Below are 14,867 nucleotides of genomic sequence, written 5' to 3'. Positions count from 1 at the left end.
GTAAACAATGTAAACATGGCTTCATTACAAGAACAGATTGATTTTATACAGAAAGAGCATGACCGGTGTAAACTGGTTTACAATTTTCTACTGAAAGAATTTGGCGAGAAGAACACCTCATTACTGGACGAAGAAGTTTCAGAGAAAATCCATTTCACCCAGGAAATCATTTTTTCTTTAAAAGAACTCCAAACTTTTAAAATGTCAGCGTATGGAAGAGCAAAATAGTCAAAATGCACATTTCAGTTTTGGAGAGGTTTTCCAGAATACCAAGTCATTCATTGACCGGTATAACAACCGGCAAATAAAACTTACCCAAAAGCTCAATGCCAACCATCGGGCTACAGCCGAGCTGATCACCCGGCTCTATCTCAAACAACTTAACAAAGCAGCTCAGTTGGATAATCTTGATCTTGAAAACCTTCCTGGCTTCAACACCTATAATGAGAGCCTGGCCAAATGCAAAGGCTGCACCAAACGCACGATTATCAATCATAAAGAACGCCTGAAACAATCCGGTTTCATAACACAAGAAGAACATAGAGGCAAAGGAGGCGTGGAAATCTGGCTCAATCCTGAGGTTTTGGGTATGGCAAAGTTATCCACCCCACTTGGGGATAATGTGCTGAAAATCGGGGATGTAACCTCTATTTTTTATGAAAAAGCGAAAAATTTTCACCCTTTAGTTCATGAACATCAAGAACGATTAAATAATAATAGCAAGGTGGATAAATCAGGAACTCAAAAAAGCGGAGTTCCCTACGGTCACGAGAGTGGCAAAGCCACAGGAACAGGACATGAACAAGACAAGAACACGGAGGAAAATGCTAACCCTTCCTCAAAACAGCAATTAAAAGCTCCTGAAAGGTATTATAAAGCCGAAAAACAGGAACGAGTTGCAGGGGCGGGGCGCATTTTCTTACTTTCACTCATCCGGCAGTTCTGGGATTATGCCCGAAAAGTGCTGTATCCCGACTTGATTCTTTCCGAGCCTGAAGTAAGGGAAATCCTTAACCTGATTTGGGAGTCGGTTTACGGCAAGCTTCAATCGAATGCAACTGAAAAAGACTGGCTCAAGTACCAGGATACAGCTTTCAACCGGGTCAATATGGTGGCCAGGTGGCTAACCAGAAGTCCGGGCCACTGGATTCCTAAACCCCATATCTACTTCCATCCCAACAACGAGCGGAACGGCTTCAAAAAGACCTGGCAATGGTATGTGAAGCAGGAAACCCTCAAAATTGAAATAAGGAACCAGTTGCTGCTTCAACAGGTAAAGAGTGAATGGCAACAGCATGAACAGAATAAGGGTCGCTTCCGGGAAAAGACCCGTTTACAGCTCTTCCGGATTCAGCAGAAAAGGCTGGCCGGATACCGGGATGAATCCCTGAATCAAGCCTATCAGCAGTGTTTACAACGCTGTTTACATCTGCAAAGCCTTAAACCTAAACAAGAAGCTTATGCTCAGTGAACAAATGCAACGGGAGGCTTTGTCTAAATGCATTGTCTGGTTTTACGATGGCAATGTCCGAACCTTCTATTCCCTGGACAAGACGCACAAAAGAGCCTTGCCTAACCAGGGTCTTGGCATCCGAAGGCTAGAAAAAATGCTGATGGAAACCTTTAAAGGCCAATGGGAAACCTCAATCATTTATGAGAACAAACCCAATGGCAATGAGCTGGCAAAATTTAAAAAAGGTGCAAGAGTTTAGAGAAAAATAGCATTACTGGACCGACTGTTGATGTGATGTGAGAAACCTTGAAAATAATGGAAGAAAACAGAAAAACAGATGTATTTGAGCGATTTGAGGCTTTTCTCTATTCACGCAAATTCATTTTCATCGTAGTAATTGCCGGAACTATCCCTATGATTATGCATTCCCATCAATTGTTTTACAATGTATCTCCCTTTGACGGCAATAGGCTGTGGAAAAACGTTTACGCACTTTTCTATGCCATCAGCTTTGACCTGACCATTCTGGTTTTTACAATCCATGTGATCAGACGCAAGCCAGCACTTTATGCCATTTTCGTATTTATCATGAACTTGCTGTATTACAATCCATTCTCATTTCTTGATCCATCACTGATAGCTGCTTTCACAAAAGTATTCCTGGCCGGGGTATTAGCGTTTACCGGCTACAGCTACGCGGAGCTATTTGTCGGGAAAATGGCAGAAAACAAGCATTTTATAAGGAAAAAAGCTGTTTACAAGCCTGTACACCATCAAGCAAACGGCCAGAGTAAACAAGATTTTGAGTGTAGAGAATGTGGGAAGGGATTTCTTTCTGTAAAAGCGTTGAACGGACATATGAGGGTCCATTAAATCTATTTTTTTATAACCGATTATTTAAGCATTTGCTTAAACATTTTTTTTCTTACCTTTGTTGTTTAAGTAATTGCTTAAATAAAAAGAAGTATGAGTAAATCGTGTATCCGGGTTTTTGCAGATGTTAAGCAGATCCAACAGTGCAAAGAAGAAATTAACAAAGTAGCACCATCAATAGCTATCGTGGCTAAGGCATTGAGCCTGTCGGGCAATGAAGTCCGCTTAAAAATTCTCTACCTACTTAGCAAAGAAACCAAACTTTGTCCCTGCGACCTGAGTGACATTTTGGAAATGACCGTGCCTGCCATTTCACAACATCTGAAGAAATTGAGAGAAGGAGGCCTTGTAACCAGTGAGAAGGTGGGACAAACAGTGTTCTATTCTTTGGTAGAAGATAATATACAGGTGATTAAACCCGTCTTAAAAAGCTTATTTGATAACAATAAAAAAGAACCAGTATCATGAGCAATTCAAATCAAGCAAATACAACCCCCAAAAGTGTTGGTACCGGTTTGTTGGTGGCCATTACTGCATCTCTTTGTTGTATCACACCTGTTTTCGCCACGCTGGCAGGGATTGGAGGCATTGCGGCAACCTTTTCATGGATGGAGCCTTTTAGACCTTATTTAATAGGCCTTACCGTTTTGGTATTGGGGTTTGCCTGGTATCAAAAATTCCTGCCTGCCGGCAGGCATGGAAGACCCAGGACCCAGGAAGAAATCGACTGTGCCTGTGACGAGGATGAGCGTCCCTCATTTTGGCAGTCTAAGAAGTTTCTGGGAATCGTTACCGTCTTTGCGGTATTGATGCTTGCTTTCCCATCCTATTCCGGCATTTTTTTCCCTGACAACAGCAAAGGGGATAAAGTTATCGTGGTGAAAGAAAGTGATATTCTGAATGCAGAACTGAATATCAAAGGCATGACCTGCACCGGATGTGAGCATAGCGTGAATGCTGCGCTTAATAATAGTGAAGGCGTTCTCGAAGCTTCATCCTCCTACAAAAGTGGTATTGCAACGGTCAAGTTTGATCAAACAAAAGTATCTGTAGATCAATTGGCAACCAATGTTGAGGAAGCCACAGGCTATAAAGTCACTGAAAAGAAAATTATACAAAATAAAACTTCAAATCAATAAAATAATGAAACCTATAATTTTAAGTATTCTAAGTCTAACATTCGTCTTCCTGCTTGCAGGAAATGGAATAGCACAAACTGCTGAATCTCAAAAAACAGAGGAAACCACTCAGAAAAGTGAGACAGTTAAACTCAAAGTAACGGGGCTTACCTGTGCCGGCTGTGCCAGTCATCTGTATAAAGTCTTGAAAGAAACAAAAGGGATTGTCGACAATTCGGTGGAATATCCCGGTGATATTGCAGTGATTGACTATGATCCTAAAAAGACCCAGCCTGAGCAGCTTATTGCAGCCATTGAAAAAAAGACCAGCTATAAAGCTGAACTACTGAAATCAACAAAATGATCAATAATGGAAAAAGAATTCTTATTACAATCGACTATTACCTGTCCGAATTGCGGGCATCAAAAAGAAGAAACCATGCCTACGGATGCGTGTCAGTATTTCTATGAGTGTGAAAGCTGCAAACAAATCTTAAAGGCAAAAGACGGGGATTGCTGTGTGTATTGCTCGTATGGAACTGTGGCATGTCCTCCCATTCAGGAAGGTGGTAAAAACAATTGCTGCTGATGAAGAAATATAATGTAATAGTAATCGGATCAGGCATGGCGGGAATGACCATTGCCAATAAATGTGCTAAAAAAGGATTGAAGACGGCTGTAACAGACTCCAGACCTTACGGTGGTACGTGTGCATTGCGTGGTTGTGATCCTAAGAAAATATTGGTTGGAGCTGCCGAGATCATTGACAGGGCCAATAAAATGAAAGGTATCGGCATTGAAGGAGATATCTCTATTAACTGGCAAGACTTGATGGCTTACAAAAACGACTTTGTTGCCAAAATGCCGAAAGGTGTGGAGAAAGGTTATGAAAAAGCAGGTGTAGACATGTATCACGGAGCAGCCAGCTTTGAATCGGAAAACACCCTCCGCATTGGAGACAATCTATTGGAAGCAGATAAAATCGTAATTGCAACAGGTGCACGGCCTGTAATCCTTGACATACCAGGTGGTGAGTTACCCATTGATAGCACAGATTTTCTAAACCTGGAAGAGCTTCCTAAGGAAATCACTTTTATAGGAGGTGGTTACATTGCTATGGAATTTGCACATCTAGCTGCCAGAGCGGGAAGTAAAGTGACCATATTCCACAGGGGCAAAATGCCTTTAGAAAACTTTGAGTTTGATATCGTGAAGTACTTGGTCAAAGCTACTGAAGAATTGGGTATCGAGCTTCACCTTGAGTCGGATGTGGTTGCAGTTGAAAAAACGGATAACGGGCTTACTTTAAAGGCAGCATCAAAAAATGGTGAAAAAACTATTCGAACGGACTTAGTAGTTAATGCTGCCGGCAGAGTGCCTGAATTGGATGGCATGAACCTTGAAAAGGCCAATATTTCTTACAACAGAAAAGGAATACAGGTAAATGAATTCCTTCAAAGCAAAACCAATCCATCAGTATACGCTGCGGGAGATGCAGCGGACAGCCATGGACTAAACCTCACACCCGTTGCTGTTATGGAAGGGCATGCTGTGGCAGCCAATATTATTCGTGGCAATTCGAAAACACCCGACTACACAGAAATGCCGAGCGCGGTATTCACCTTACCAACTTTGGCATCTGTTGGGATGACAGAAAAGCAGGCAAAAGAAACAGGCTTAGAATATCAAGTAAAGGATGGCTCTGCATCAAACTGGTACAATGCCAAACGGATCAATGAATCAACTTACGCGTATAAAGTAATTTCCGACAAAGAAGGTCACATTTTAGGAGCACACATCATCGGGCCCCATGCAGAAGAAATGATTAATCTTTTTGCAATGGCTATTAGGGCAAAACTAAAAGTTGCAGACATTAGGAACATGGTTTATGCCTATCCATCGATGGGATCGGATATTGGGTCAATGGTTTAATCTAAATTAAAAAACCACAAAATATGTTGTTGACCTCTCTAGTTGGAAACGTATATTTAGCAAAACACGAAGTATTATGATACCCAAAGACCTGACAAAGGATATAAAAACACGGCTTCAAAGCATCAAAGGCCAAATGGATGGTTTGATAAAAATGCTGGATGAGGGAAAAGATCCGGAAAAAATTTTGTTACAGTTCAAAGCTGCGCAAAAAGGACTTGATAAGGCTCATTATTTATTATTGGATGAAGCCTACCGGAAAGCTCTCGCCATTAAGGTTTCGGAAACCGTTGAAGCCTGCCCCGGCAATTGTGGCAATGAAGACCGTATAGAGTTTATCCGGCAGCAGTTTCCAAATCTTCAACTAGATAATCTCACCACTATAATGAAGGAGATTGCTGAATTGAAACAGCGTATGGGTAGTAGTAGGCAAAATGAGTAAGGCTGTCTATTTACCGATGGCTTCTATTGGCTTCCTGCTGAGTATTTTCTGGGAGAACCTGCACTTTTCATTGTACTCGAATTAGGCTGAATGGATGGAGCAGATATATTTTCTGCTCTGTGCTCTTGGAGACGTGATGCTCATTTTTCTGGTATATTTTTTAGTAGCCGTCATTTTCAGAAATACAAGCTGGATATATCATTTTACAGCAACCAAAGTTGCTACAACCCTGGTCATAAGTGCCGTGGTATCGGTCATGGCTGAAAAAATAGCATTGATCATGGATTGGTGGCAGTATTCAGATCAAATGCCGTTAGTCCCTTTTTTAAATATTGGTCTTTCCCCATTTCTAGCCATTGTTTTGCTACCAATCCTTACTTTTTTTATAACCAAAAAAATAAATCAACTTTTCTAGCTGTTTATCCTTGGCTACCACCCCCTCCCTGAACTTACCTTTGAATTGTTCTTATCTGGTGAGAGCCTGAAACATATAAAACTGAACATTTTAAAAGGAGGAAAAGATGAAAAGACAAGTAGAAATATTTACAGCAAACTGCCCTGTTTGCGACCCGGTAGTTCAAATGGTGAAAGGTCTGGCTTGTGAGCAATGCGAGATCACCATTTATGATTTGGTGAAGCAGTGTGAGGACAAGACTTGTCTGAGCAAGCTGGAAGAATATGGGATCAAAAAAGTACCTGCCATCGCGGTGAATGGCTCGCTTTTATCCTGCTGTGAAAATCAGGGGATTTCTAAAGAAGAGCTGATCAAAGCGGGCATAGGACAAGGATAAAAGTAAGCAAGGCACGGCTTACTTTATTTATTTTCCCTTGCTGCCGTGCTAGTGGGGGGAATTAATATAAACCACAATTACGAAGAAACCTTTAAATAATGACTTACAGCAATGTATTGACAATTGTAACGCCTGTATAACTGCAGCACGCATCTGTCTGGATCAGCACTTAGGCGAGTCCGACATGAAAAAGTGCCACCAGCTTTGCCTGGACTGTATCGCGCTGTGTACGGCATGTACACAGATGCTGGCTTCCCAGTCCGATTACGCGAGCAGGGTTTGTGCCATTTGCGCTGACCTATGCAAAGCCTGTGCAGAAGAGTGCGGAAAATTTGACAGTGAGGTGTGCAAGCAGTGTGCGGAAAAATGTGCGGCCTGCGCAGAAAGTTGCGCTAAAATGGCGGCATAATCTTATGGAAGTCTTAAAATCACTAAAGCAGGATTTCGTCAGCATAGCGTCCTTGTTTACCTCAGTATTTACCTTGCTGTGCTGTGCCCTTCCGTCACTACTCGTGGCAGTAGGGATGGGCGCAGTAGTGGCCGGAATGGTTTCGGACTTTCCGGCATTGATCTGGCTGAGCAAGTATAAGGAATGGACTTTTCTGGCAGCAGGTATTTTGATCGGGTTTAACTTTTGGCTGTTTTATGGCCGCAAAATAGATCAGGCCTGTGAAATAGACGAATATGGCAATGAGACACCATGCGATACAGCCGCCCGCTGGAGTAAAATTATTCTATGGATATCCTTTGGTTTATACCTTCTCGGACTATTCTCAGCTTACCTGCTACTACCAATTCAACAATTTTTAGGACTTTAAAATAATACGATGAAAAGTACAGTCTTTTTAATATTACTAACTGTTACAGCCATTTCTAAGGTCAGCGCTCAGGGACACGGACCCCTTTATGGCTTACAAACCCCCACATTGGCAAAAGGAGGATTTGACTTTAATGCAGCAGCTATGAGCCTGGCTACCGAAGATGATCAATCCTTTATGCTTAGGTACATCTGGTCGTATGGCGTGACGGAAGATCTGCAAATTAATATCACGACACCCACCATGGTCAACAGATTGTCTGAAGCACCCAGAACAAGAGGTAACAACAACATGCCGGCAAATGGAGATATAGAAGCATCGGTATGGTACCGTTTCTTTTCCAATGCATTTGGTGTTGGCAAACGCTTTGAATCCACGGCTATTTTAAGTGTTTCGACACCTACCGAAGAATCCAGGGGAGGTATTAATGTAAGCAACTCTATTCATGGAGCAATCTCTACCGGTTATGCTTCACGTACCTGGTATGCCTGGGTAGGCGGTGGTTATCAATATTATTTTGAGGAAGGCAATGATCAATTAGGCGACCTGCTTTACGCAAGTCTTGTAGTCGGTTATCGGCCAAATATATTTATGGGAGACTATCCAAAGCCAGACTGGAGGGTATTTGTAGAATCGCTGGCGGAGTTTCCCGGAACTAATACCAGTGAAGGTCAGCTTACCCTCGTTGATCAAAGAGGGAAAAAAGTTATGCTCGGCCCTTCATTCCTGGGGCTTTATGGAGCCTGGGGCATATCCTTTGGTGCATTATTTCCGGTCTATCAGGATGTGGTACAAGGCCCAAAAGAGAAATACAGGCTTTCAATGAACATTAGTTATTGGTTATAAAATTTAAAAAAACAGAAGAAAATGAAAAGATTAGGAATAATAGCATTTTTGATAATTTTTAGTATGAGCGGTGCAATGGCTCAGTTGATCAAAGTAGATCAGGAAGTATTTGGGATGGACTGTGCCCCTTGTGCCTATGGCCTGGAGCGTGGACTCAAGAAAATGGATGGACTGGAAAGTGTAAGAGTAAGCCTCAATGATGGCAAAGCCTATCTTACGCTTGCTGCCACCAATGAACTGACCTTGCAAAAAATCCAGGAAGAAGTGAAGAATAATGGATTTTCAGCCAGAAATGCTGAAATTACGTTAAAAGGAGAACTGCTTAGTGAGGGCAATGAGTGGAGAATTAAGGTCAATGGAGAAACATTCATTGTCAGCGATGATACTCCTAGTGACATACTATCTAAGCTTAATCCCGGCAATATCCAGTTAAAAGGATTGGTAAAAGACGAAGAGGATGATCGGTTAAGTAGTCAATGGGGTATCAGGATTATTGAAGTCTTAAAATCTTAACGGATTATATGAAGAAAAATACTTTGTTAAGTCTAAGTCTGGTTACTGCCATTGCCCCATTCTTTTGTTGCTGGGGACCTGCCATACTCACTACCATGGCAGGTGTATCTGGCGCATTCTCGTGGTTTTCATGGCTACATCCTCTACGGCCTTATTTGTATGCAGTTGCTTTCTTGTCACTGGGTTTTACATTCTATAAGACCTACCCTCCGAAAAGGAAAACTCAAAGCTGTGAGAATTGTAAAAATGGAAGAAATAAAAATATGCCGAGCAAGGTTTTTTTGTGGATTACTACGCTGCTTGTACTTTCTATGTTTGTTTTGAACTATCTTGGATTATGATTAATGGCATCTAAAATTTTATAACTTTTTCAGAAAATTCTATAACAGTAGGTTAATTAATTGATTGTATATTTGCTCCACTAACGTAAAAGAGTTATTTTTAAACTATTTAAAAGAGAATTGCGTTAAGCAGTATCAAATGAAAAAAGTCATTTCCATATTTCTCCTATTCATAATGCTAGCCAGTAGCAGTGGAGTAACTATGGCTACACACCTTTGCGGTGAGCATGTAGCCAAAATGGCAATTACTTTCGGTCAAACTGATTTGGATTGTGGCATGGACCAAATGGAAATGGGCTGTATCAATGAAAACAACCATACCGGACATCAATTTCAAAAAAAAGGCTGTTGCGAAAATCAATATGCATCTATAGAGTCTGATGATGCCACTACAACTAAAATTGTGCTAAAGTCCATCCAACTGGATTTTCTTGTTGCATTTGCTTATACCTATTTGAGTATAGATCCTTTTGCTGTTGACGCAGACATACATTACTTAAGCTATTCCCCTCCCAAACTGAGGCAGGACTTTCCAGTGCTGTTTCAGTCATTCCTTATTTAAACTGCATAATATGATTAGTCATGAGATAATTACACTCATGACCTGAATTCCTCTTTACCGGAGGGTTCAATCCGAGCTGTACTTCATAGTTCCATACAAACTCATATTATGCTTAATAAAATCATTAAATACTTTCTTGAAAACAAGTTAGTTACCGTTCTCATCTTAATTGGCTTCATTGCATGGGGCATTGTGACCGCCCCTTTCGGCTGGCAGATAGGTGCGTTGCCTTCCGATCCTGTACCCGTAGATGCTATCCCTGATATCGGGGAAAACCAACAGATCGTCTTCACCCAGTGGCAGGGCCGATCACCACAAGACATAGAAGACCAAATTTCCTATCCGCTGACAACCTATTTATTAGGTATTCCGGGTGTAAAATCTATTCGGAGCTCGTCCATATTTGGCTTCTCCAGTATCTTCATCATTTTCAGTGAAGATATTGAGTTTTACTGGTCACGTTCCCGTATCCTTGAGAAGCTAAGTTCCTTGCCTTCCGGCTTATTACCGGAAGGAGTTCAGCCCGCACTGGGGCCGGATGCAACCGCTTTGGGTCAGGTGTACTGGTATACCATTGAGGGTAGAGATAAGGATGGAAACCCTACCGGAGGATGGGATCTCCACGAAATCCGTACTGTACAAGACTTCTACGTCAAATATGGATTAAACGCAACAGAAGGCGTTTCAGAGGTCGCTTCCATTGGTGGTTTTGTACAGGAGTATCAGATTGATGTTAACCCCGATGCCCTTAAAGCCTATGATATCCCTTTGCATAAAGTAATGCAGGCGGTACAGAAATCAAACAAAGACGTAGGGGCTAAAACCATCGAGATCAACCAGGCAGAATACCTGGTGCGTGGTTTGGGATACATCAAAAAAGTAGAAGACATTGAAAAGGCCGTGGTGGCCGTTCAGGAAAATGTTCCCGTCCGTATTAAAGACATTGGTGTAGTCACCTTGGGGCCATCCACCCGTAGAGGTCTGCTGGATAAAGACGGTGCTGAAGTGGTAGGTGGCGTAGTGGTGGCCCGCTATGGTGCCAATCCCTTGCAGGTCATTAACAACGTCAAGGATAAGATCAAAGAAATAGCCCCGGGACTGCCGAAAAAAACGTTGGCAGATGGAAGGGAAAGCCAGTTAACCATCGTTCCGTTTTATGACCGCTCCGAGCTTATTTATGAAACATTGGGAACCCTGGAAGAAGCCATTTCGCTTCAAGTGCTCATTACCATTTTGGTAGTGATCGTGATGGTGTATAATCTCAGGGCTTCATTTCTCATTTCAAGTATCCTGCCCATTGCAGTATTGATGGTGTTTATCGCCATGCGCTATTTTGGTGTAGATGCCAATATAGTTGCACTTTCCGGTATTGCCATTGCCATTGGTACAATGGTGGATTTGGGAGTAATACTTTCCGAAAACATTATTAAACATATAGATGAGGCTCCTCCTGGTCAAAAACTGATAGATACCATTTACAATGGAGCTTCGGAAGTGGGTACTGCTATTCTCACCGCTGTTTCCACCACCATTGTCAGCTTCATTCCGGTATTTACCATGCAAGCAGCTGAAGGAAAGCTCTTTGGACCTTTGGCATTCACAAAGACCTTTGCCCTGGTAGCTGCGCTGTTAGTGAGTCTATTGATCATGCCTACCTTGGCACATTGGTTCTTTGGGTTCAAAATCAATAATAAATTTCTTAAGAAATATGGCGGCTATGCATTAGTACTATTTGGAATTGTAGGGCTCTTTATTGGTCAAATATGGGGTGGTGTTTTGCTGGTACTGTTTGGTGCAATTGGAATTGTGAAGAATATTTTTGACACTAAAAAGGAAGGCTTTTCCAGGCCTGTATTATTTCTCTTCAATTATGCCGAGCTGATCATTGTACTTATTGGAGTAACCTGGCTTTTAGCTAAATATTGGCTACCACTGGGAGCCTCAAAGTCTCTGTTACTCAACTTTATTTTCGTGACCTTATTGGTAGGTTTTATCCTTGGCTCATTTACGCTTTTAGAATATTACTACAAATCTATATTAAAATGGTGCCTGGACAATAAAGTAACCTTTTTATTGATACCTACTTTCCTGATTTTGCTTGGCGTAAATGTTTGGTTAGGGTTTAATACCATTTTCGGGTTTATTCCTAAAGCATTGGACAATCTCGGCTGGGATATCCGGACAACTACAGTTTGGTCAGGCCTGACCCATACCTTCCCGGGTGTAGGAAAAGAATTTATGCCTTCTCTGGACGAAGGAAGTTTCCTGCTCATGCCCACCTCCATGCCTCATTCCGGTATTGAGTTCAACCGTAAAGTAGTTGGTCAGTTGGATATGCTTCTGACCAACATTCCGGAAGTAGAATTAACGGTAGGCAAACTTGGACGGGTAGAATCTGCCCTTGATCCGGCACCTATTTCCATGTACGAAAATATCATCAACTATAAAACGGAGTACATGCTCAATGAAAAAGGGCACCGGGTAAGGTTTAAGGTTGACAAGGAAGATCGCTTCATACTTCACAGCGGAGATAGCCTTTCTAACGAAGAAGCCATTAACCGAGGTGTTGTTTTGGAGGAGCTCATCCCTGATGATAACGGGAATTATTTCCGCAACTGGCGGCCGCAAATTGAATCTCCGGATGATATTTGGAATGAAATTGTAAAGGTCACTAAAATCCCTGGAGTTACTTCAGCGCCAAAGCTGCAGCCTATTGAAACCCGCTTGGTCATGCTCCAAACAGGTATGCGTGCCCCTATGGGGATTAAAGTGTACGGTCCAGACCTAAAAACGATAGAAAACTTCGGACTGCAGCTTGAGGAAGTATTGAAAGTAGTGCCTTCGGTAAAAGCGGAAGCCGTGTTTGCCGACAGGATTGTGGGTAAGCCCTATCTTCATTTGAATATCAACCGTGATGAAATTTCACGCTACGGGCTCAATGTGGAAGATGTACAGCAGACCATTGAAACAGCCATTGGAGGAATGAAAATTACTTCTACCGTAGAAGGTCGGGAGCGTTTTCCGGTGAGGGTACGTTACCCTCGTGAACTTAGGGACGATCCCGAAGCATTGGGCAAAATATTATTGCCCACCCCAACGGGTGCACAGATACCGATCAGCCAGGTGGTGGACTTTGAGTATATACGTGGCCCACAGGCGATCAAAAGTGAGGAGACTTTTTTGGTAGGTTATGTATTATTTGACAAAAGGGACGGATACTCAGAAGTGGGAGTGGTCAATGACGCACAGGCGGCTATCGAGGCCAGGATAGATGCTGGGGATTTAATTGTTCCTGCCGGTATCAGCTACAAGTTCTCCGGCAGTTATGAGAATCAGGTAAGGGCTGAAAAAAGGCTTGCTATTATCGTTCCATTGGTTCTGGGGATTGTCTTTTTGATACTCTACTTCCAGTTTAAATCAGTAGCCACTTCATTGATGGTATTTACTGGTATTGCCATGGCCTTTAGTGGAGGTTTTATCATGCTATGGTTGTATGGACAAACCTGGTTTGCTGACTTCTCCCTTTTCGGTACTAATTTCCGAGATCTTTTCCAAATACAAACGATTAATCTAAGTGTGGCTGTGTGGGTCGGGTTTATTGCCTTGTTTGGTATAGCCACGGATGATGGAGTATTAATGGCTACTTATTTAGACCAAAGTTTTAATCGTAATAAAACAGACAATCTGAAAGGAATAAGAGCAGCGACAGTGGAAGCTGGTCAACGAAGAATAAAACCTGCCGTAATGACCTCTGCCACCACTATCATTGCCTTGCTACCGATTCTTACCTCAACGGGTCGTGGGGCAGACATTATGATCCCTATGGCAATTCCAGCCTTTGGAGGTATGCTCTTCGCTGCAGTCACCTACTTTATAGTACCGGTTTTATATGCTATGAGAGAGGAAAGAAAACTTAAAAAGACACTATTATGAAGATCATTATAAATATTGTAATACTCGTTTTTCTCGGAACTAGCCTGAGTCAGGCGCAGACTCTGGATGACTATTTTAAAATAGCAGCAGAAAACAATCCGGGATTACAGGCGAAATATCGGGAATTTGAAGCGGCCATACAGAAAGTGGAGCAGGTAAATACTTTACCGGACCCTAATTTCTCTTTTGGTTATTTCATTTCACCGGTGGAAACGAGGGTAGGGCCACAAAAGGCAAGGTTTTCCCTGACCCAGATGTTTCCCTGGTTTGGGACGCTACGGGCACAGGGAAATGCCGCAGCTTTAATGGCAGAGGCAAAATATCAAGCCTTCTTAGACGCTCGGAATAGGTTATACTACCAGGTGGCAGCGGCCTATTATCCGCTTTATGAACTTAATCAATGGAAAGAGATTGAGCGCGAGAATATTGAAATACTGGAATCTTATAAAACCATTGCCAATAAGAAGTTTGAAAATGGAGCGGGTACTATGGTGGACGTCTTGCGCGTAGATATTATGTTGAAGGATGCCACAACCAACCTTTCCATTCTGAACGATAAGGAAGCGCCTCTGCTGACCCGGTTTAATAAACTGCTCAACAGAGAGGAAAACGCATTGGTAATCGTAGAGGATTCTCTCGTTGTTCAAGCCTTGCCTGATAATTTCAGAAAGGACTCTTTGCTGGCGAAAAACCCGGTATTGGAAGAACTGGACTTAAAAATAGCCTCCAGTGAGGTAAGTGAGGAGGTAGCTTACAAACAAGGACTTCCAAAGTTTGGCTTGGGCCTGGACTATGTGTTGGTTGGAGACCGCACAGACTTGGCCTCCGATATGGCTGCCCCTCAAGATAATGGCAAAAATGCTTTGATGCCTATGGTTTCTGTCAGTATCCCCATTTTCAGGAGTAAATACAAAGCCGCTGTTAAAGAAGCACAGCTCATGCAGGAAAGCTATGCACTCCAAAAAGAAGATTTTGCCAATACCCTTACGTCAAGCTACGAAATGGCCTGGTTTGAAATTCAACAACAGCAGGAATTGCTCAAGCTATATGATCAACAAATTCAGGAAACCAATCAGGCTTTAAATCTATTATTTACGGCTTACGGTAATTCAGGAAATGAATTTGAAGAGGTACTGCGTATGCAGCAACAGTTGCTAAAATATGAAAAGATGAAGGCAACCGCAGAAACGCAATATCAAATTGCCCTGGCCAAACTCAATTACTTAACCGCAAAAACATATTAAG

19 protein-coding genes are annotated in these 14,867 nt (G+C 42.2%); all 19 read left to right on the top strand.

The window, feature by feature from the left end; translation table 11 throughout:
- Window positions 1-15 precede the first annotated feature (15 nt).
- The 19 genes from JKP34_RS16900 to JKP34_RS16815 all read left to right on the top strand — a co-directional run bounded on the left by JKP34_RS16900 (window position 16) and on the right by JKP34_RS16815 (window position 14,866).
- Window positions 16-228 carry a hypothetical protein gene (locus JKP34_RS16900; RefSeq protein ID WP_201924073.1) on the top strand — a complete coding sequence of 71 codons (213 nt, stop codon included), beginning with the start codon at window positions 16-18 and terminating at the stop codon, window positions 226-228.
- The gene (locus JKP34_RS16895; RefSeq protein ID WP_201924072.1) at window positions 212-1,471 is read left to right on the top strand and encodes a hypothetical protein; all 1,260 of its coding nucleotides are present in this window, start codon (window positions 212-214) and stop codon (window positions 1,469-1,471) included. Before JKP34_RS16900 ends, JKP34_RS16895 begins: the two co-directional genes overlap by 17 nt.
- A 4-nt stretch (window positions 1,472-1,475) precedes the next feature.
- Window positions 1,476-1,712 carry a hypothetical protein gene (locus JKP34_RS16890; RefSeq protein ID WP_236665050.1) on the top strand — a complete coding sequence of 79 codons (237 nt, stop codon included), beginning with the start codon at window positions 1,476-1,478 and terminating at the stop codon, window positions 1,710-1,712.
- A 56-nt stretch (window positions 1,713-1,768) separates the two neighbouring features.
- Window positions 1,769-2,326, top strand: coding sequence for a C2H2-type zinc finger protein (locus JKP34_RS16885; protein ID WP_201924070.1), 558 nt, complete (start codon window positions 1,769-1,771; stop codon window positions 2,324-2,326).
- Between the two features lie 93 nt (window positions 2,327-2,419).
- On the top strand, window positions 2,420-2,794 hold the full coding sequence (locus JKP34_RS16880; protein ID WP_201924069.1) for an ArsR/SmtB family transcription factor: 375 nt from the start codon (window positions 2,420-2,422) through the stop codon (window positions 2,792-2,794).
- Window positions 2,791-3,465, top strand: coding sequence for a mercuric transport protein MerTP (gene merTP, locus JKP34_RS16875; protein ID WP_201924068.1), 675 nt, complete (start codon window positions 2,791-2,793; stop codon window positions 3,463-3,465). The genes JKP34_RS16880 and merTP overlap by 4 nt, the downstream gene beginning before the upstream one ends.
- A 4-nt stretch (window positions 3,466-3,469) precedes the next feature.
- Window positions 3,470-3,808: a heavy-metal-associated domain-containing protein gene (locus JKP34_RS16870; RefSeq protein ID WP_201924066.1), complete on the top strand. Its 339-nt coding sequence runs from the start codon at window positions 3,470-3,472 to the stop codon at window positions 3,806-3,808.
- A 6-nt stretch (window positions 3,809-3,814) separates the two neighbouring features.
- Window positions 3,815-4,033, top strand: a complete 219-nt coding sequence (locus tag JKP34_RS18245; protein WP_236665049.1) for a GDCCVxC domain-containing (seleno)protein — start codon at window positions 3,815-3,817, stop codon at window positions 4,031-4,033.
- Window positions 4,033-5,376, top strand: a complete 1,344-nt coding sequence (locus JKP34_RS16865) for a dihydrolipoyl dehydrogenase family protein (RefSeq protein WP_201924049.1) — start codon at window positions 4,033-4,035, stop codon at window positions 5,374-5,376. The genes JKP34_RS18245 and JKP34_RS16865 overlap by 1 nt, the downstream gene beginning before the upstream one ends.
- 76 nt (window positions 5,377-5,452) lie before the next feature.
- A complete protein-coding gene (locus JKP34_RS16860) occupies window positions 5,453-5,818 on the top strand; it encodes a metal-sensitive transcriptional regulator (RefSeq protein WP_201924047.1) in 366 nt (121 codons plus the stop codon).
- Between the two features lie 94 nt (window positions 5,819-5,912).
- Complete coding sequence (locus tag JKP34_RS16855; protein ID WP_201924045.1) at window positions 5,913-6,233, top strand: hypothetical protein; 321 nt, start codon at window positions 5,913-5,915, stop codon at window positions 6,231-6,233.
- A gap of 106 nt (window positions 6,234-6,339) precedes the next feature.
- Window positions 6,340-6,609 carry a thioredoxin family protein gene (locus JKP34_RS16850; protein WP_201924043.1) on the top strand — a complete coding sequence of 90 codons (270 nt, stop codon included), beginning with the start codon at window positions 6,340-6,342 and terminating at the stop codon, window positions 6,607-6,609.
- A gap of 512 nt (window positions 6,610-7,121) precedes the next feature.
- Entirely contained in the window at window positions 7,122-7,427 is a 306-nt protein-coding gene (locus JKP34_RS16845; RefSeq protein ID WP_236665048.1) for a hypothetical protein, read from the top strand.
- Window positions 7,428-7,436: 9 nt separating this feature from the next.
- The gene (locus tag JKP34_RS16840; protein ID WP_201924039.1) at window positions 7,437-8,273 is read left to right on the top strand and encodes a hypothetical protein; all 837 of its coding nucleotides are present in this window, start codon (window positions 7,437-7,439) and stop codon (window positions 8,271-8,273) included.
- A 21-nt stretch (window positions 8,274-8,294) separates the two neighbouring features.
- A complete protein-coding gene (locus JKP34_RS16835) occupies window positions 8,295-8,786 on the top strand; it encodes a heavy-metal-associated domain-containing protein (protein ID WP_201924037.1) in 492 nt (163 codons plus the stop codon).
- An 8-nt stretch (window positions 8,787-8,794) separates the two neighbouring features.
- Window positions 8,795-9,127 (top strand): mercuric transporter MerT family protein, encoded by a 333-nt coding sequence (locus tag JKP34_RS18450; RefSeq protein WP_201924035.1) that lies wholly within the window; start codon window positions 8,795-8,797, stop codon window positions 9,125-9,127.
- Window positions 9,128-9,266: 139 nt separating this feature from the next.
- Window positions 9,267-9,689 (top strand): HYC_CC_PP family protein, encoded by a 423-nt coding sequence (locus JKP34_RS16825; RefSeq protein ID WP_201924033.1) that lies wholly within the window; start codon window positions 9,267-9,269, stop codon window positions 9,687-9,689.
- Between the two features lie 108 nt (window positions 9,690-9,797).
- Window positions 9,798-13,622, top strand: coding sequence for an efflux RND transporter permease subunit (locus tag JKP34_RS16820; RefSeq protein ID WP_201924031.1), 3,825 nt, complete (start codon window positions 9,798-9,800; stop codon window positions 13,620-13,622).
- Window positions 13,619-14,866 (top strand): TolC family protein, encoded by a 1,248-nt coding sequence (locus JKP34_RS16815; RefSeq protein WP_201924028.1) that lies wholly within the window; start codon window positions 13,619-13,621, stop codon window positions 14,864-14,866. Before JKP34_RS16820 ends, JKP34_RS16815 begins: the two co-directional genes overlap by 4 nt.
- Window position 14,867: the final 1 nt, after the last annotated feature.

The sequence above is a fragment of the Marivirga atlantica genome, assembly GCF_016734805.1.
GTDB classification, from domain to species: Bacteria; Bacteroidota; Bacteroidia; order Cytophagales; family Cyclobacteriaceae; genus Marivirga; species Marivirga atlantica.
This window is presented reverse-complemented; position numbering and strand designations above follow the sequence as displayed.